This is a genomic window from Gottfriedia acidiceleris (genome assembly GCF_004138285.1).
GTDB lineage: Bacteria > Bacillota > Bacilli > Bacillales > Bacillaceae_G > Gottfriedia > Gottfriedia acidiceleris_A.
In genome coordinates this window covers 261,888-280,327 of sequence record NZ_SCFN01000005.1, presented here as the reverse complement: position 1 = coordinate 280,327, position 18,440 = coordinate 261,888, and the positions used below count along the sequence as shown (strand labels likewise).

Annotated in this window: 17 protein-coding genes; 3 read left to right on the top strand and 14 right to left on the bottom strand. The window is 31.4% G+C overall.

Annotated elements, in window-relative coordinates; genetic code table 11:
- Positions 1-6 precede the first annotated feature (6 nt).
- The 9 genes from EP747_RS10035 to EP747_RS09995 all read right to left on the bottom strand — a co-directional run bounded on the left by EP747_RS10035 (position 7) and on the right by EP747_RS09995 (position 10,134).
- Positions 7-1,029 (bottom strand): glycosyltransferase family 2 protein, encoded by a 1,023-nt coding sequence (locus EP747_RS10035; protein ID WP_129689741.1) that lies wholly within the window; start codon positions 1,027-1,029, stop codon positions 7-9.
- The gene (locus EP747_RS10030) at positions 1,022-2,134 is read right to left on the bottom strand and encodes a glycosyltransferase (protein WP_129689740.1); all 1,113 of its coding nucleotides are present in this window, start codon (positions 2,132-2,134) and stop codon (positions 1,022-1,024) included. Before EP747_RS10030 ends, EP747_RS10035 begins: the two co-directional genes overlap by 8 nt.
- Before the next feature lie 14 nt (positions 2,135-2,148).
- Positions 2,149-3,153 (bottom strand): glycosyltransferase family 2 protein, encoded by a 1,005-nt coding sequence (locus tag EP747_RS10025; protein WP_129689739.1) that lies wholly within the window; start codon positions 3,151-3,153, stop codon positions 2,149-2,151.
- Positions 3,150-4,169, bottom strand: coding sequence for a glycosyltransferase family 2 protein (locus EP747_RS10020; RefSeq protein ID WP_129689738.1), 1,020 nt, complete (start codon positions 4,167-4,169; stop codon positions 3,150-3,152). Before EP747_RS10020 ends, EP747_RS10025 begins: the two co-directional genes overlap by 4 nt.
- Positions 4,123-5,367 carry an O-antigen ligase family protein gene (locus tag EP747_RS10015; RefSeq protein WP_129689737.1) on the bottom strand — a complete coding sequence of 415 codons (1,245 nt, stop codon included), beginning with the start codon at positions 5,365-5,367 and terminating at the stop codon, positions 4,123-4,125. Before EP747_RS10015 ends, EP747_RS10020 begins: the two co-directional genes overlap by 47 nt.
- 28 nt (positions 5,368-5,395) lie before the next feature.
- Positions 5,396-6,517 carry a glycosyltransferase family 4 protein gene (locus EP747_RS10010; RefSeq protein ID WP_129689736.1) on the bottom strand — a complete coding sequence of 374 codons (1,122 nt, stop codon included), beginning with the start codon at positions 6,515-6,517 and terminating at the stop codon, positions 5,396-5,398.
- A 4-nt stretch (positions 6,518-6,521) separates the two neighbouring features.
- On the bottom strand, positions 6,522-8,345 hold the full coding sequence (locus EP747_RS10005) for a polysaccharide biosynthesis protein (protein WP_129689735.1): 1,824 nt from the start codon (positions 8,343-8,345) through the stop codon (positions 6,522-6,524).
- A gap of 447 nt (positions 8,346-8,792) precedes the next feature.
- Complete coding sequence (locus EP747_RS10000) at positions 8,793-9,449, bottom strand: CpsD/CapB family tyrosine-protein kinase (protein ID WP_129689734.1); 657 nt, start codon at positions 9,447-9,449, stop codon at positions 8,793-8,795.
- Positions 9,412-10,134 (bottom strand): YveK family protein, encoded by a 723-nt coding sequence (locus EP747_RS09995; RefSeq protein WP_129689733.1) that lies wholly within the window; start codon positions 10,132-10,134, stop codon positions 9,412-9,414. Before EP747_RS09995 ends, EP747_RS10000 begins: the two co-directional genes overlap by 38 nt.
- Positions 10,135-10,516: 382 nt before the next feature.
- Here EP747_RS09995 and EP747_RS09990 point away from each other — a divergent pair, with 382 nt between their 5' ends.
- On the top strand, positions 10,517-11,680 hold the full coding sequence (locus tag EP747_RS09990; protein ID WP_129689732.1) for an acyltransferase family protein: 1,164 nt from the start codon (positions 10,517-10,519) through the stop codon (positions 11,678-11,680).
- A gap of 72 nt (positions 11,681-11,752) precedes the next feature.
- Here EP747_RS09990 and EP747_RS09985 read toward each other — a convergent pair whose 3' ends face one another.
- Both EP747_RS09985 and EP747_RS09980 read right to left on the bottom strand, forming a co-directional pair.
- Positions 11,753-12,268, bottom strand: coding sequence for a signal peptidase I (locus tag EP747_RS09985; RefSeq protein WP_165346965.1), 516 nt, complete (start codon positions 12,266-12,268; stop codon positions 11,753-11,755).
- Positions 12,269-12,418: 150 nt separating this feature from the next.
- A complete protein-coding gene (locus EP747_RS09980) occupies positions 12,419-12,991 on the bottom strand; it encodes a hypothetical protein (protein ID WP_129689730.1) in 573 nt (190 codons plus the stop codon).
- A 253-nt stretch (positions 12,992-13,244) separates the two neighbouring features.
- On the opposite strand from EP747_RS09980, the gene EP747_RS09975 reads away from it, so the two are divergent.
- Positions 13,245-13,607 (top strand): group I truncated hemoglobin, encoded by a 363-nt coding sequence (locus EP747_RS09975; protein WP_129689729.1) that lies wholly within the window; start codon positions 13,245-13,247, stop codon positions 13,605-13,607.
- Positions 13,608-13,660: 53 nt separating this feature from the next.
- Here the strand turns inward: EP747_RS09975 and EP747_RS09970 are convergent, their stop codons facing one another.
- The gene (locus tag EP747_RS09970; RefSeq protein WP_129689728.1) at positions 13,661-14,581 is read right to left on the bottom strand and encodes a lipase family protein; all 921 of its coding nucleotides are present in this window, start codon (positions 14,579-14,581) and stop codon (positions 13,661-13,663) included.
- Between the two features lie 193 nt (positions 14,582-14,774).
- Here EP747_RS09970 and EP747_RS09965 point away from each other — a divergent pair, with 193 nt between their 5' ends.
- Positions 14,775-15,260, top strand: a complete 486-nt coding sequence (locus EP747_RS09965) for a CarD family transcriptional regulator (RefSeq protein ID WP_235832812.1) — start codon at positions 14,775-14,777, stop codon at positions 15,258-15,260.
- 394 nt (positions 15,261-15,654) lie between these two features.
- Here EP747_RS09965 and cspD read toward each other — a convergent pair whose 3' ends face one another.
- Positions 15,655-15,855, bottom strand: a complete 201-nt coding sequence (cspD, locus tag EP747_RS09960; protein WP_025568675.1) for a cold-shock protein CspD — start codon at positions 15,853-15,855, stop codon at positions 15,655-15,657.
- Between the two features lie 222 nt (positions 15,856-16,077).
- A complete protein-coding gene (locus EP747_RS09955; RefSeq protein WP_129689727.1) occupies positions 16,078-17,997 on the bottom strand; it encodes a M14 family metallopeptidase in 1,920 nt (639 codons plus the stop codon).
- Between the last annotated feature and the right edge of the window lie 443 nt (positions 17,998-18,440).

Below are 18,440 nucleotides of genomic sequence, written 5' to 3'. Positions count from 1 at the left end.
CTCGTTTTATAAAGGTAATGGCTTTTTGTAGAATCTGTTATGGCAGTATAACAATAACATGAGTAAAGTTTCACACTTCATATTTAAAAACAATAGAATTAATCGCTGCAAAGAACTATAGTAATAACTATTTTTAGCTACTGCTTTAAATTCTGGGCGATTAATAAACTTTTTAGTATCTTTAACTTTAGCAAAAAAATCACCTATACTTTTTATCCCAATGCTATTTTGATAAATGATAAAACTAAATTCCATAAGATAGTAAGCATTTAGTTCCCTTAACGTATCGGTTGTCAATCCATTCTCTAAAAATTCGGTCAGCTTTTGATATAACAAAATTTGCGCCATTTCTTTTTCATGAAAAATCCTTTTCGTTAAGCTCCCTATCCTTCGATGATAAATGTATAGCGGCTTATCATTTATATAAACTTTACTGCATTTCGAAAAATATTTGATATTAAATAATGCATCTTCTCCAATTGATAAATCATGATTAAATTTGATGTTATACTCATCAATAATAGACTTTCTATACATCTTATTTACTGGTGAATAAGCAAGACCTAATTTAAGTAAATGAACAAAATCATTTTTTATTTCTTTATCTAGTGAGAGCTTTGTAGGATGGGAGCTAATAGTCGCTTGATTAGACGAGTCAAGATTCTTCATTCCACAGACTACTACTTCAACCTTCTCCCTTGTCATACATTTTACTAATTCCTCAACCATATTAAATTCAATTGAATCGTCACTATCGACAAATTGTATATAGTTTCCTTTCGCTAATGATATCCCAAGATTTCTTGCATTCCCAGGTCCATTATTGGAGATGTGAAGCACTTGGATTCTATGATCAATCTTAGCGAAGGCATCACATATTTGAGCACTTGTATCAGTTGAGCCATCATTGACTAATATTAATTCAAAATTTTCGTATGTCTGATTTAAAACGCTCTCTACTGTATTATTAAGAAACTTTTCAGAATTATAAATAGGAATTATGATACTAACTAATGGTCTATTAGGCATTTTCAAATAGCACCTCAATTTTAGAAATCATGGAATTCAAACTAAAATCTTTGCTTCTTTCTGAACTTTTTTTAGTATAAATTTCTTTAAGTAATAGTTTTTTTTGAATAAACTGCCTAAGTCCTTGATAAATACCCTCCTGGCTATTCTCTACTAATATACCAAACTCGGAATCTCCAATTATTTCAGTAACTCCTCCACAATTTGTCGATATAACAGGAAGCTCTAATGCCATCGATTCAATCACTGAAATACATAGTGCTTCACTTCTTGAAGATAATATAAATGCATCACTTCCGTTTACATACTTAAATGGATTACTTTTTGCGCCAAGAAGCGTAATATAGTCATTTAAGCTTCTCTCATTAATCATATCTTGAAGGTCATTTTTTAAGATTCCACCACCTACTATATAAATATGGAAGTCCGTCAGTTTTTCTTTAACAAGTTTTTCAACAGCAAGAATTAATCGATCAATACCTTTTTCATAATTAAGTCTAGAAATAGTAGAAAAAATAACTTTATCGGAAGAATAATCTAATTCTTTTCGTTCATTAGCTAACAGTCGTACATTATCTATATCTACACCATTATGTATAACACTAAATTTTTTAAAGTCTCCGATAACATCCATAAAGCCTTCAACACACTTTTCCGAAACACACACTATGCGGTCAAACTTTGAATAACAGTCTAACTGTCTCTTCTTTGATCTATGATTTTCAAGTCCATAGTTTTGATATGTCATATCGCCGTGTATCCAAGCTATTTTTAGTGATTTGTTATTAGGCGAAGCAGCTACTATCTTCTCTGGCATACCCGTTTTAAAGGAAATTTCGATATCAAATTCCTCTTTAATATTGTCTGTATATATTTTTTTAGGATCCATATACTTAATGATCCGGTATATTCCTTTATATTGTTTATTAAACCAACTTATACTTTTTACACCATTATGTATATGGTTACTCAGTTCACCTCCATCAAATAGTGCAAAAATGGTTATTTCATACTTATTTTTTGGAAGATTATTTATTATATCTACTAATACTTTCTCAGCTCCTCCTAAGACCATCTTATCCACTACAAATAATACTTTTTTCATAAAAAGTTTCGCTCCTATAACAGCTTTAATGATCTTTGATGAACATAATTTTTAACAATAGTCGTTTTAAACAACATTCTCATAAACGGATAACCCCCGTAACTAAGCGGAGCTAGAATTCTAAATATGGTTGGTATATTAGTACCTCCTATAAAAAAAAAGCTATTTTTCCTTAACTCTTTTGTAAGTCTTGAACCAATCTCATTAAACTCACAATTTCCATAAAGAGATTCGGATTTTAGCATATCCATCAATGAATTCATTTTAGACAAATTTAAACGCCATAATAATTTCCTACTAAGTTCTGGGAGTTCTTGATCTACATAGGATTTAAACTCACTAAAGGCTTGAATACAATCTAATTTTCTTTCGTTGTATTTTGACCTTAAAATACTACCTTCTCTTTGGATATAGTAATAGCCTATTTTATTGGAGTATACTAATTGATTCGCACGAGCAAATAGCTTATAAGTTGTAAAAATATCTTCGTATAACTTACCTTCTGGATATCTTATATCTTTAAATAGAGAAGCTTTATAAAGTTTATTAACTGCGTAATGTTTAATATATTTTTCGTCAATTAAAGCACTCAAAGCTTCTATCTTGTTTAAAACTACTAAGTGATCCATGATACTATCGGGTACAGTATAATCGTTATAAACCCTTAAAACAGCACACATAGCAATCTCGCACTTATGTTTAATCATTTCTTCTAAAAGGCCTTCGTACATATCAGTTGCAATATAATCATCGCCATCCACAAAGCCTACATAATCTCCCGTGACTAAATCTAGCCCGGCATTCCTAGCAGAGCTAAGGCCCCCATTGGACTTGTTTACAATTACAATTCTTTCATCAGTCTTTGATATCTCTTGAGTGACCTCAAGTGTACGATCTGTAGAACCATCATTCACTACTATAATTTCAAGGTGTTTATATGTTTGTTCGATAATCGATTTAAGACATTTTTCAATATAATTCTCAACGTTATATGCCGCTACTATAATACTAATTTTCATCTCATCGCTCGCCTTGTATTAAAAATTTTTGCTGATAACAATATAAACATACTATTATTAGTTCTAAGTATTAGTTTTATTAGACTGGTAGCAAAATCCTTAATCTCATTTTTAACCATTACTTCTTTAATTTCATTTCGATTAATAACCTCACTAATTCGTTCAAGCTTTTCACTATATGAGAGCTTGCAGCTGGCCTTATAAAAGTCCATAAAATAACCCATGATATCCCTAATTAACATTTGGTCTACCATGGGTTTATTTTCAGAATATAACTCCCAATAAGTTAATAATTCCTTTATATCATTGATAATGTTATATCTAACATCAAACCGATTTATTCTAAATCGTGATACAAGTCCTTCACCTTTTTGTACACAATAGTTTATTAAAGCCTTGTTTATTATATTTGCATATTTTATATCGCGTATAACGGATAAATTAAACTTTAAATCTTCACCAATATTTAAAGTCGGATCAAACATAATTTTATTTTCATTTAAATAACTAGTTAAATAAACCTTATTCCACGGTGCATTAATTAGTTCATTCTGTATTAACGTAACTACATAGCTTCTGAATTGCTTCTCATTCGAGAATTGGACCGATTCTTTATTTGGGGTTCTAATTAAGGAATTTTTTTGATTTGACTCAACATTATATCCAAATATGATTAGTTGGTTCTTTTCATCAAGAGCCCTTAAAATTTCATCAAATGCATTTTCAATATAGTAATCATCAGCATCCAAAAATGTAGTATATCTTCCATTTGCCTGCTCAAGACCATAGTTTCTTGCATTACTTACACCCGAATTAGGTATATCATAAATCTTAATACGCGAATCATTTATTGCTATCTCGTTCATTCTTTGTAGGCTATTATCTTTTGAACCGTCATTTATAAGAATTAACTCAAAATCCTGGAACGATTGTTTTATAATGCTGTTGATCGCACGAACAATTGTTTTTTCAGCGTTGTATACTGGTACGATTATGGTTAATAACGGTGGCTCCATTACTTTTACCTCCCCTACTTTTTAAACTAAGAAAATAAAACAAGATAAAATAAAACCATAAAACCGTTCTTCGTAAATCATTTATACCTAATCCATAAGCAATTAACGATACTACTGCACACAAAATATAAACATTTACGGATGTCATTTTAGTTAACTTTTTTACTAAGAGGATATAAGCAATCCCTCCCATAATACCTCCTTGTGTTAATATTTGTAGAAACGTATTATGCGCTTCATAGCCAAAAAACACCTCTTGCCCACTAAATGATCCTGGCCCTAACCCAAAGATAGGAGAGTGCTTCCAAGCTTTTATAGCATTACTCCATATAACCAGCCTATTCTCGCCATTTGAATCTCCCTTAAAGAAATCATTAATAAATAATATTATGCTGTCATAATTAATGATTAACATTAAAATAACGAAACAAATGAATGCGATAATAATGCTCTTAGATTTATTTAACCCTTTTAAAACCTCTAAAACCTTCAGCACGCAAAACAATAATGTTGTAATAACCCAAGACGATTCTAATGTAGAAGACGTTGTAGCCATCCCGATCTTTATACATAAAACTATTCCTAGTAATGCTACAATCTTATAAAAAAGATTGCTCTCTTTTCCAACCATATAGAGTCCAATAAACGGTAAAGGAGCTACAAAATACGCAAACTGGTGATAGTCATTTGCAAATGGGGAAAAAATGCTTGAGCCTGCATACGTTAATGGAAATCCAAATAAGCTATAAATTCCTTTTAAATAAATAAAATACAAGGATCCAATTACACTAATACCTCCGAAATAAATAAAACGGAGTAACTTATATAAATTTGAAAAACTACTTTTCTTAAAAGCCAATTCAAAAGTAAAACATAAAAATAAGATGACGGTATAAGACATTAGGTCAAATTTTATAAATTGTGGATTGATTGCTAAAAATGTATTTACTGCGTAGCCTATAATAATGACTACAATATAATAAACCCAAAATATCGTAAATAAATGTTTTTCTGTCGATATATAAATATCCTGTTGACTAATTATTTGATTGATGCAAAAAAGTAATAAAATTGCTTCGCCAATTCCAAACATACCGATTCTTAAAGTTGTAAAACCGAAAAATAGGATCATTATTAAAATAAAAATATGTTGTACATTAAAGGTAATATCTTTTTGTAGCTTTATAGTATTTTTCATAAGAACACCTATAACATCGTATTTTTTATTACCCGTAAACTTCGAGAAGATCTTCTATAACATGCTCCACATGATAATCTAAGATAAACTTGTACGCATTAACGCCCATGTCGTTTAGCAAGTCCCTTTTATTAAACAAAACTTCAATTTTTTTTGCAGTTTCCTCAGAATCATTAACGTTAACCAAAAATCCATTTACTGAATCGATCACTAAGTCCCTCACACCACGAATATTTGTTCCAATGACCGGCTTTTTACAGGCCATTAATTCCATAATATTTCTTGGAAGCCCTTCCCTAATTGAAGTAAGAATACCTATATCGCATGCTGCAATAAGTTCATTAATATCATTTCTAAAACCCAACAATTGAATATTTTCCTTTAATCCTCTTACTGTAATTTCTTTCTCTAAGTTAGAAAGTAATGGTCCATCACCCGCACAAATTAATTTAATATTAATCCCTTTAATTTTAAGAATCTCAATCGCACTAATCACCTGTTTATGATTTTTATTTTGATTAATTTCGGCAATCATTAGAACTACAAAATCATCTTTATCTAAATTTAATCTACTTCTAATTTCAATCTTTTCTACTAAATCGGGTTTATACAAATCTAAATCGAGACCTACTCCATTTAACTTATATGTTTCCTTCACCTTAAATTTTTGAGCTCTTTCATAATCTTCAGAGTTCATCGTGATGATCTTATCAGTGAAATTCCCCATAAGCCTTTCGATGGGATAGTAAAGACCCCAATTAAAAATTGGGGCCCCTTTGTAAAAGTGAAAACCATGTACAGTATAAATCGTTTTTATATTAGTAAATTTTACTTTTAGGAGTCTACCGTATAATGCAGCAATTGGAGTATGAACATGAACAATGTCATATTCAAACTCCTCCTGAATTTTAATAAGCTCCATTAAAGCTTTTATATTTATTGGATGAAACGGATTTCTTTTAAAAGGTATGTCAAAAAACTTAACTCCCATGTTCTTAAGCTTTAGATTAACTGCCATATCAATCGAGCAAGCACAATCGACAGTGTTTCCATCATTTATAAGCTTTTCAATATGTGGTACTAAAAATGCATTAATCGTTCTACTTAAAGTTGTAATATATAGGATTTTAATAATGATCCCCCGCTTCACTTAGCTAAGAAATTGGAACCAATTCCTTTGGCTCCATTCGATTATTTGCAATTTCTAACAATTTAACTCTTAAAATCTCTTTTTCATATGTAGAATAAGTTAACATTATTTCATTAATCTCATCGATTAATAAATTCGATGTTTTACCGATATAAATTTTAGGATGTACCTGCTTTTCGTAAATTTCTTCTTCATTTAAGAGTTCCTCAAAAAGTTTTTCTCCAGGTCTAATTCCTGTAAATTCTATTCCGATTTCTTCTACAGTGTTTCCTGATAGCTTAATTAAATTTTTAGCAAGATCCACAATTTTTACTGGCTCACCCATGTCGAGAACAAATATTTCTCCACCTTCCGCTAATGCTCCAGCTTGAATCACTAGCCTTGAAGCTTCAGGAATCGTCATAAAATATCTAACCATTTCTGGATGAGTTACAGTAACAGGACCACCCTTTTCAATTTGCTTTTTGAAAAGTGGAATAACACTTCCGCGACTGCCTAATACATTACCAAAACGTACCGCAACAAATTTTGTCATACTATTTTTATTCATATTTTGAATCATCATTTCCGCAAGTCTTTTCGATGCACCCATCACACTTGTCGGGTTTACAGCCTTGTCAGTCGAAATCATCACAAAGGTTTCAACTCCAAATAGATTAGCCGCATTTGCAACATTTACCGTTCCGATAATATTGTTTTTAACTGCTTCTTCGGGATTTCGCTCCATTAAAGGTACATGTTTATGTGCAGCAGTATGATATACAACATTCGGACTGTATTTCTCCATGACTGATTTCATTTTTGCTTCATCTTGTAAATCAGCAATTTCTGTAACAAAATCAATCTGGTCTGTTCCAAATTGGTCTTTCAATTCCATTTCAATATTATAAATACTGTTTTCACCGTGCCCAAGTAGTACTAGCGTTTTTGGTTTGAACCTTGAAACTTGGCGACAAATTTCAGAGCCAATTGAACCACCAGCTCCAGTTACTAGTACAACATTATTTGTTATTGAACTTGAAATTCTCTCAATATCTAAAATAATTGCTTCTCGTCCTAAAAGGTCATCAACTTTTACTTCACGGAATTGGTTGACGGATACTTTACCAGTTACCAGATCTTCTAACATAGGTAAAATTTGTGTTTTAGCTTTTGTTTTTGTACACTCCAGAAATATCTTATTTAGCTCTTTTCTATGAAGAGAAGGAATAGCAATTATTATATTGTCTATGTTTAATTCTTTAACAAAAGATTCAATTCTGTTAACCCCACCTACAACAGGAATACCTAAAATATGTAGATTTTGCTTTTTTAAACTATCATCTATAAATGCAACAGGTAGTAATTCTGAATCCGAATGTTTTATTAACTGTTTTGCGACCATTGTTCCGGCTGCACCGGCTCCAACTATAAGCGTGCGTCTTTTATTCTCAGCCTTCTTATATGATAAATCTCGATAAACTCTCCAATACAAACGCGCTCCACCAATTAACAAAATATGTAAAAACCAAGTTACAAATAAAAGACGAAAATACGTATCTTTAACCAGGAGCGCTTGCACTATTGCCGTACAAACAATTGAATAGGTTATCGATTTTGTAATAATAATTAATTCTCCTATACTTGCGTACTCCCACGCCTTCTTATACAACTTGAATAAAAAGGAAAAGAAATGATGGCTTACTAATAATGTAATTGAACTAATGACGATTGGAATTGTAATTACATCGATTGTCGCGTTTACTAAAAATCGACTAAAGAAAACAGTTGTTAATACAATAAAAGAATCTACAAAAATAATAAAAGAAACTCTCTGTCTATAAGTCATAACGCCATTTCCTTCCCCTCTATCCTTTTGTCAGCTTCGAATAAATTATGTATTTGATATATTTACTGAAAAAAATTGTTGATTTGCCTATTCTTTTTCTACATAACTTACTTCTATAAAATACCCTTTCTTGCAGAATACTAACTTAAAGCTCATTTTTAGTAAAAAAACACTATATATTAACAGAGTAAAAATTTAAATTCCTTAACTATACTGTTTATGAAAAACAACATAGCTAAAGATATTAAAAAAGTAGGCATCTAACCTGTCCTCACACTACACTTTCGACGACTGGCGTCTAAGGTTTATTCAACCCACAGCATAACCGAGTGCCTTCGTTGATAAAGGTTAGAAGACATCACCTATAAGCTTTTAATCGTCAGTTTTTGTTCATTATAACGAACAATATACTATATTAAACTATCAATTAATAATTTTAATTCCTTATTATTTTTTTTCATTTATTACTACGCCTAATATTTTTATACTATTTGATAATTTTTTTTGAGCAAATGTTATTTCTTTATTTTTCGTTTTGCCCCACTGAGCAATTAGTATTAGTCCATCGCAATTACTTGCTATAATTTTTGTATCTGCATATTCAAGTGCAGGTGGAGTATCAATTAAGACCACATCATATTCTTCGGTCGCTTTATTAATTAAGTTTTTCAATGTTGCTAATCCTAATATATCGGCTGGACTATATGGGACTGGTCCGCATGGCAATAAATTTAATCCACTAACCTCCGTTTCTACAACTACTTCCTCAAAAATTGTTTTGCCTAATAGGACACTACTCAGCCCTACAAAATTACTCGTATTAAAAGATATATGTAATGTTGGTCTTCTAAGATTCGCGTCTATTAAAAGAACCTTTTTACCTAATTGAGCTAATGATATTGCAAAGTTCGCAACTGTAGTAGACTTGCCCTCCCCCTGACTCGGAGAAGTTACAATTAAAGCCTGGTTTTCTTGCATCTCCATGGAAGTAAGAAAATTAGTACGAAGCGTTCGGTATTCCTCTGATATTTTGCTATTTTTATACGTCGCTGTTACTAAATTTAAATTAGTTAAGTGAGATAACTTTCTGTTCATTATTCCCATATGTTTCTCCCCTATCTTCAAGTCTGATCATTTCGCTCTTCTCAAGAGTTGTATTTCTTTTATTAAACTTTGAAATAGTTCCAAAGACTGGTATACCTAATAATAGTTCAGTGTTCTCCTCAGATTTTACTGTATCGTCGAAAAAGTCTAGTAAAAATATAACACCAACACCTGCAATGATCCCCACTACAAGTCCAAGTAGGGCTTTCTTTATATAATCATTATTTGTAGGCTGTTCATTTATTTGAGCAGATGAATAAATTTTCGAGTCTTTAAATCCTAAAATTTTTGGAATTTGGCTTACGAATACATCAGCCGTTGAATTCGCAATTTGCGCCGCTAAACTAGGATCCGTATTAACAACTTTTATTTCAACAAGCTGTGATCCAGATACATTTTCAGGAGTTATATTATTACTTAATTCTTCTGGAGATATATTTAAATCAAGTTCTCTAACAACACCCTCTAATAATGTTGGCTCTTTTATCATAACTAAAAGAGTATTCATCATCTCAGGAGTAGTTGCATTTACGATTAGTTTTGAAGATGTTTCATATTGCGTCTTTGTAAAATAATAGCTATAAACTCCCCCTAATGCAGAAAAGAAGATAGAAAAGATTACTAATATCCAAATGCGTTGTTTAATAAGCTCAAATATCCTTTTTACGCTTAACTCGTTTTCCATGTTTTCCCTACTTTCAACAGTTTCGTTCTTATTAAAGAACGCTACAGTAAAATTTTCCCATTACCTAGTTAAATTAGTGCATTTTTCATATGTAAATATTATATGTAAACATGATAATTCTTTATAACGAACAAGTCAATCACCCCTTCTCTATTATTATTTAAATTTTAAAATATTTACAAAAATTATAAATTTATTTACTTTTCACCCATTAATCTACTAACAATTTAATATATTAGAAATTACTTAATCTAATTCCATTTTTCTTATCTGAAACCTTCAAAATAAATTAAAAATCTCTAACAAAATTTAATTTAAGAGGAAGCGAATTCTCAGTAAAGAATATATTTGAGGAAACCATTTGATTTTAGGGGAGATTACAATGAAAAACCGAATTGAACAATTAGACTCGATTCGTGGAATTGCGGCTTTTTGTGTTTTAGTAAGTCACGCAATTTCATTAATACCGCTATCGGTAATGATCGACAAAGTGCTGAAGGCAACTGGTATAACCAATGCCCATGGCGCAGTAATGTTATTTTTTGTATTAAGTGGCTTTGTTTTATCAATACCTTTCTTTACAAAAAATAAAGTAGAATATCCTTCATTTCTCGTAAAAAGATTATTTAGAATCTATGTTCCGTACCTTTTCTCAATTACACTTGCAATTATTTTATCTCAACTATTTATAACGAAAAATATTGGAAATATAAGTGGGTATATTGATAGCCAATGGAAATCTCATCTAACAGGCAAATTAATTATTGAACATATTTACTTAATTGGAAATATACATGCTGATGCATTTAATGGCGTAATTTGGACACTAATTCATGAGCTAAGAATAGCTTTAGTTTTTCCATTTATTGTACTACTGATTAAACGTGTTAACTGGAAAATAAGTATACTAATTTGTTTTGCTTTGACTAGTATGAAAGCACTGGATATTGTATTTAATATAGAAAAGTCAAATGGATTTCATATCTCATACATTGATACTTTATCTTATCTTTCAATCTTTATTATGGGTATTCTTTTGGCTAAACATAGATTGGAACTTGTTAGTTTCTTCCAAAAATTAAATCTAAAGTATAAAATTATGTTCTTTCTATTTTCTATATTACTATTTAATTTTTCCGGCCTAGCTATGTATGTTCTATATGAGGTAACCAAACTACATGTATTTACAGAGTTTTCGTTAATTACTCAAGAATATGGAATGGGCTTAGGTGCAATTGGTCTCTTTATAATAGCAATTGGGTCGACAAGGGTTGAAAAAATACTAATATATAAACCTATTCATTTTGTTGGAAAAATTTCGTTTAGCTTATACTTATACCACCCATTAGTTCTACTAAGTTTTGTTCATCTCTTCTATAACGTATTTCCTTTATGGGTCGTATTCATATTAACAATTGTCTTTTCTATAGCAATCGCTTATATTGCTTGGAGATTCGTAGAGGTTCCTAGTATGCGATTAGGTAGAAGGTTGGCAAATCGAGAAAATTCGTTTCAATCAAATCAATTATTGACAAAGAATCAATAAACAAATGTTCAATAAAGTTAATACTAATTAGAACTAAAAGAGTAAAAAGCCGCTTCAAAAGTGAGAAGGTTTTTACTCTTTTTTATTAATCAGCTTTAACCCATATGATATAAGAATTAACCCTAAAATAGTTAATAATAAAAATATACTAAAGCTCTTATGAATCTCTTTATAAAGATATCCTACTATTGGAAGCTTAACACCGCTATATACCGAAACAATACTATCTCTCTCAATGATCCAAGGGTCTTGAATCGGGTTTGCATCACCTTTTGTTCGATATACTAACTGCCCGTTTTCATTAATAACCTCATTTATTCGATGTGTTACGAGAATATCTTCATTATATGGCATTTTGAAAGTAATAATATCTCCTAAACTAAGTTTCGTTTCAATAGTAATATCTTTTACAATTATTATTGATCCCGTTGGAAGCGTTGGCTCCATTGAGCCAGATAACACATAGTAAACTTGATGGCCAAAAAATGTTGGAGGTTTTCCTTCTAACTTATTCTGCATTATTTTGAAACCCAAAAATAGCAGTATGATAACTAATAGAATATTTATAAACCTACCAAATACTCTCATTATCCTTCTTCTTTCTACTAAAGCAAGCATTCTAAATGCAGCTATTTAACATAATCACTTCCTGTCCTACTATCCTATGCTATGACTAGCAACTTGCTCCCCCAAAAAAAAATAAAAAAGTGTTCAGCATAAACTAGCTAAACACTTTTTCTATTCTATCTTATATGAAATATCTAAAATAATTCTAGTGGATTTACTATCACTATTATATGGTGCTAAACCTTTACTATATTCTCCATTGAGAACAAAATCTTTACCTCTTCCTTTATCTAAACCTCCTAGTGGAAAGGGTTTCCTTGAAAATTCAACCAATGAAATTTTCCCATCTTTATTTAAATCCAAACTATGAAACTTTGCGGAGTTTAACGTATAAATTTTGTTTCCAAACTTAATTGTTTGGAGACAAATAAATTGAACCGCATTTCGATCACCTTTTTGTAGAAGGTGAGTTTCTAAAGTAATACTAGATATGTCTTTAATCCCTGAATTTTTTAAAGTATGTTTAATTTCAACCGGTATTCCGTTCTTTTCGTGATGCTTTAAATAAATTAAATCAGTTGTTTTTTTCATTCCCTTGTTAGACAAATCTAACTGTACGGTAGTAAAAGGGTCTGTACTAACAGTGGAGGAAAATTTAATATAGGCTAACGAACTAACTAATAAGACCAATAAACCAGAAATAACAAAGAATAACCCTAGTTGTCTTTGGTTTTTATATCCCAATTTCTCACACCCTGCGAATTTATTATCGATTATACCTTCACTATAAATTTATTAGCCAATATTCAATATATGTCTAGTAGGTTGGAAATAAATTAGAAAAAGATAGTGCTTATTTACTTCCATGAACCAAAAAAATTTACTCATACATTTACTACAAATAAGCCTTTTTCAAAAAGTTCATTCATAAATCAAGTTATATTTTGCCATTTTAAGGGGATTCTACTTATATCTTACATTGAAAGGAAGCTACTATATGGAACAAACTCTTTATGATAAATATGGTGGAGAAGAAACAGTTGGAAAAGTAGTTGATTACTTTTATGATGAATTAGTACTAAAAGATGAAACCGTAAATCACTTCTTTGAAAAAACGGATATGGAGAAGCAACGCCGTCATCAAACGAAATTTATTAGTTTCGCTTTAGGTGGACCTAACAAGTATACTGGTAAATCCATGTCAAAAGCTCATGAAGGAATGAATATTCAACCCGAACATTTTAATGCAATTGCTACCCATCTCCACGATGCACTAGCTCACTTTGGGGTTAGCGAGGCAGACATTGATCAAGCCTTAACGAAGGTAGAATCACTAAGAGATGACATACAATATAAATAAATAATTCAATAAAAGCTACTATCTGTTGATAGTAGCTTTTAAACTTCTCCTGATTATTTCCAAAACGCACCCTCAAACTCAACCAAATCGTGATATGGGTACAAAGGTTTCAATAATCTTGCTTTTGTCCATAAATCTGTTGTTTTTTCTAAAGCAGTTAAAGACGTTTTATAATTCTCATCAACTGTAATATATTTTACATTCCCGAGATGCTTGAGTGAGTACCCATTTATTTGTTTAAAGAAGGTTTTATTGGCGTAGTCCAATGGATCACCATTTACAATATAATTTGTGAATAGCGGTTTAAAAATTGTTTGGACTTTTTGTGACTTCGCATGAAGTTTTTTCGAACCATCATCTAATAGTACACCTAATGAGTTAAATGTAACGCCCTGTACAAATAGATGATTTTTCAATTTTTTATCATTTTTAAGCTGATAACCTACAAATTGAGCCAAATAACCTCCAAAGGAATGACCAGTAACATATACACTTGAATGATTGTTCTCTTTTTTATTTAATATTGAAGTAACCCAGTCATATGCTTGCTGAGCTTGTTGATCTACGACAACTGGCGAACCATTCTCTGGAGTTTCAAATTCAACTAGTCTTTGATAAATATCTTGTATATTGATTTTCTTTAATCCACTAAATGCAAATAGTAAACTATTATTTTTATTGTTTTTTAATGCTATTGCTGAAAATCCAATATTACCAGATGTAATGGAAACAAGCCGATAATCCCTAAGATTCTTATGAACTTGAGTAAGTAATGGATTTACAATCCCTTTATGTTCTCTTAAGCTTTTGCCTATTTCTTTACTTAGAAATGCTTCATAAGAAAGCTCAGATGCTGCTAGTAATACGCCATTGGGAAGCTTTTCTAGCTCTCTTTGCTCTTGTTGACTACATCCGGTGGTCGTTGTAAAAAAAGTAAGTACTGTAACGATAAAAATAACTACACGAAAATTCATTAGTAAACTAACCTCCTTCCGACAGTCTCTTTCTTCATATTATGTCCACGACCATATGACATGTTCATCTTTTCCCCAAAAAAGTAAAAAAATATACATAAAATTATTGACAATTTTATTTTACAAATGTTATCATATAAATTTTGTTATTTCATTTATTAATGTTATACTTAAGTTATAAGAATTTTCGGAGGTGGGTACATTGTTCAAAATTGGCGATCAAATTATTTACCCAATGCAGGGAGCTGCAGTAATTGATTCCATCGAAGAGAAAGTTATACAAGGTGTAACACAACAGTACTACATTATTAACATACCATCCAGCAATTTAAAATTGATGGTTCCTCAAGGGAATGTGTCAAACACGAAAATTCGTTTAGTCGAAGACCATGAACATTTAAGTAATGTATTAGATGACTTTTCAAATGGTCTTCCCGACGATTCCTTATCTTGGAAACAAAAATATGATTTAAACATGAAAAAATTAAAGTCTGGCGAATTACTCGCTGGTGCTCAAGTTGTACGTGATCTAACACTTCAAAGTAGGGAGAAACCTTTAAATCCTAGTGAAAGAGAAATGCTAGACATGGCAAAACGCATGTTTGTTGGTGAACTTAGCTTAATTAAAGGCATATCGCAACTTGAAGCAACCGAATTAATTGATTCTGCATTAAAATAAAGATTTGTTTAAGAAAAGGAGCTTAGTTAAGCTCTTTTTTTTGTTGATTTTGAACTTATTAGTTACTTTCATGAATACTTAGGAAGACCAATTGATTAAAATAAGGTATGAATGAAAGTTATGAGTCCACCTTTTGTTTTTTTTGATAAAATTTATTATTGTATTTACTCAGTTTTCAAACTATTTTTAGTTGATTTAATAGTTATAATAGAAAAAACTGGAAGACGTTTGCAATTTTAGAATTTTTCCTGGATTGCATTTTTTAAATTTTTTATTTACGGTTGGGACATTTTATTTGTAGTCGACGCCATTACAACTTCACTTCTCCAAACAAAATAAAAAAAAGACTGCTAACAAAATTGCTAGCAGCCTTTTATTCACTCAGAAGTGAAAATTATAATTTAACTACGTTTTCAGCTTGAGCGCCACGGTTACCTTGAGTGATCTCAAAGCTTACTTTTTGGCCTTCTTCAAGAGATTTGAAACCATCGCCTTGGATAGCTGAGAAATGTACGAATACATCGTCTCCACCTTCAACTGCGATAAATCCGAAACCTTTTTCTGCGTTAAACCATTTAACTGTACCTGTGTTCATTGTACGAACCTCCATTTATTCCTGTTTTTTTACACTTAATGAGTATTGTTAAGAAAAAATACACACATTAGAACAGGATGAAAATTCGTCCCTTTTAACACATGAATTGAATTAACCAATATATTAAGTATGTACTTATAATAACACAAAATGAAATGAAAAACAAATTGCGCACGAAGAATAATTAAATTTAGTTAATTTGAATGTAAAATAAAACCTTTTTTACTTTTCGTTAGCAAGTATTAAACCAACTGGTAAGTTCTTCTTCATAATACTACTAAAGTAACTATTTGGAACTGGTTTGTTCCCTACATAAGGAGAAATTTCAATAGTAAATCCAGGTCGTTTTTTTGCAGCAACATACCAGTCTTTATATCCACCGCCTCCACCTTTTGCGGGAGCGACTAAACTATAGCCTGTTTGTTTTGATAATTTTGTAGCAATCGCCTTATCTCTAGCCAATTGAGTTCCTGATTGGTTATAATGCCAGAAAATTATATTTCCTGATGAGTGGTATGCAACTGTATTCTTGAATGAATGTTTATTAGTGAAATCATATAAAGCTTTAGCTTCTGGTTCACTTAGAGCCTTCGTACCTTTATAGTTATCAGGGCCAGGCTTGGACTTATTACCAGAAATTGTATTCCACCCAGCTGGATATTGGCGATTTAAATCTACGCCACGTACATTTGCCTTCCAAGCTTTAAAATTCTTGCTACCATTATTTAATTTAATGACCTGATTTGGATTTTTTGTACTACTCGCACCTTTTTGCACAAGCATTACGCCATCAGGATTAACCATTGGTACAAAATAAATAGACGTTTGGGATAATGATTTTCTTACATCAAAACCAGAAATTTTTGTATTTTTTTCATACGCACTAGCGTATTGATCAAGCATTTCCATTATGACATTTGTTGTCATATGCTCACGTGCATGATGCGAACCGTTTATACTAATTTCCGATTTACCAGTCCCTAGCTTAATCGCATATAAATTTCTACCATCAACCGATTTACCGATTGTTTCAACTTTAGTAAATCCAGGATACCAAGCATTCAGTTCTTGTAAATCTGCTGTCAATTCGTCATATGAATAGTCACCATTTGGGTCAACATAGTTATAAGTTTTTAACGATATATCCGCTTTAGGAATTAGCCCCTTAAGTCCTCCAATTTTAACGACATAATAAGAGGAATAGGCTGAATCAATTACTATTTTTTGTTTAGCAGGTATGTTAACCATTGTTGGTTTTGGATCACGTGGTAAGACAATTTTAGTATTTCGTACTGCAACACCCGCTGTAATTTTAACAGGCTGCGTCACAATACTGATTACAGGCAAGGTCTCATTTGGTAAAGGAATTGTTTTATTTTTATCAATATAAGCAGTTTGATTAGAATATTGGATCATTAAATACTGATCCTTCTCACCTATTTTACTAAAAACCGTATTTGTTTTAACTGTTCCCCTATTCACTAATTTACCATTTTCATTTAATAATAGCGGTGTGTCGTTTGTTACTTTAAAGACTTTCGCCGTTGGGTAGATTTCCCATGGAGTTGCATTTCGGACGGAACTTTTCAAAATGGTCCCAGCATTTCCATTATATGTAACATAGTAAAGTTCATTCTCCTCTTTATCTACTTTTAACTTAACGTTAGCTGGTATTGTTATAGTGGTTGTAGCATCGATTACATCACTGGTTGCTGAGTCAGTTGCGTCTCCAATTGTTGTGCCGCCGGTTGTTCCCCCAGTTGCGTCTCCAGTTGTTGTGCCGCCGGTTGTTCCCCCAGTTGCTTCTCCAGTTGTTGCGTCGCCGGTTGTTCCCTCAGTTGCTTCTCCAGTTGTTGTGCCGCCGGTTGTTCCTCCAGTTGCTTCTCCAGTTGTTGCGCCGTCGGTTGTTCCTCCAGTTGTTGCGCCATCGGTTGTTCCTCCAGTTGCTTCTCCAGTTGTTGTGCCGTCAGTTGTTCCGCCGGTTGTTCCTCCAGTTGTTGTATTCTGAATCGTCAAATCTGTAGGTTTTAGAGTTACAACCCATTTGTCTGCATTTGCTTTTGTTATTGATTCTGCAAATACATCTTTAAACATACTAAACATAAGTACTAAAACAATTAAACTAATAAACCCTTTTTTCAAACCCTTCACCTCTCTAATTAATCAAAACAATTGTGTATATGTAAGTAATTGTTTTTTTACTATTGAAAAATCTCATTACAGACGAAAAGCTCCCTATTCAGGGAGCTTATTTTGATTGTCTATTATATTAATAGTTTATAATAATAGCATTTTCTTTGCATATTAAAATTGTATTACACACTTGCCCATTCCTGTTACGTTTTTTACTTTAAATTATGTATGTTTTTATAGTTTTTAGTTGAAACTATGAGGATTTTACATATAAGTGCGATTTATTTGTTGAATTTGTTTGATTTGATGGTTTTTAATTGCGATTTACACTTTTATTTGTGATTTCCGAATTTTAATTACGATTCACATTTTTTTATGATTCCAAAATCTTAATTACGGCTTTATGTTAACAATCTATATCAACTTTCATTTTTTCCCTTTTCGGCTATGTG

Coding starts and splice junctions, on each gene's coding strand:
- EP747_RS10035 (WP_129689741.1), bottom strand. CDS start 1,029: ATGCCTAATAGACCATTAGTTAGTATCATAATTCCTATTTATAATTCT.
- EP747_RS10030 (WP_129689740.1), bottom strand. CDS start 2,134: ATGAAAAAAGTATTATTTGTAGTGGATAAGATGGTCTTAGGAGGAGCT.
- EP747_RS10025 (WP_129689739.1), bottom strand. CDS start 3,153: ATGAAAATTAGTATTATAGTAGCGGCATATAACGTTGAGAATTATATT.
- EP747_RS10020 (WP_129689738.1), bottom strand. CDS start 4,169: ATGGAGCCACCGTTATTAACCATAATCGTACCAGTATACAACGCTGAA.
- EP747_RS10015 (WP_129689737.1), bottom strand. CDS start 5,367: ATGAAAAATACTATAAAGCTACAAAAAGATATTACCTTTAATGTACAA.
- EP747_RS10005 (WP_129689735.1), bottom strand. CDS start 8,345: ATGACTTATAGACAGAGAGTTTCTTTTATTATTTTTGTAGATTCTTTT.
- EP747_RS10000 (WP_129689734.1), bottom strand. CDS start 9,449: ATGGGAATAATGAACAGAAAGTTATCTCACTTAACTAATTTAAATTTA.
- EP747_RS09995 (WP_129689733.1), bottom strand. CDS start 10,134: ATGGAAAACGAGTTAAGCGTAAAAAGGATATTTGAGCTTATTAAACAA.
- EP747_RS09990 (WP_129689732.1), top strand. CDS start 10,517: ATGAAAAACCGAATTGAACAATTAGACTCGATTCGTGGAATTGCGGCT.
- EP747_RS09985 (WP_165346965.1), bottom strand. CDS start 12,268: ATGAGAGTATTTGGTAGGTTTATAAATATTCTATTAGTTATCATACTG.
- EP747_RS09975 (WP_129689729.1), top strand. CDS start 13,245: ATGGAACAAACTCTTTATGATAAATATGGTGGAGAAGAAACAGTTGGA.
- EP747_RS09970 (WP_129689728.1), bottom strand. CDS start 14,581: ATGAATTTTCGTGTAGTTATTTTTATCGTTACAGTACTTACTTTTTTT.
- cspD (WP_025568675.1), bottom strand. CDS start 15,855: ATGAACACAGGTACAGTTAAATGGTTTAACGCAGAAAAAGGTTTCGGA.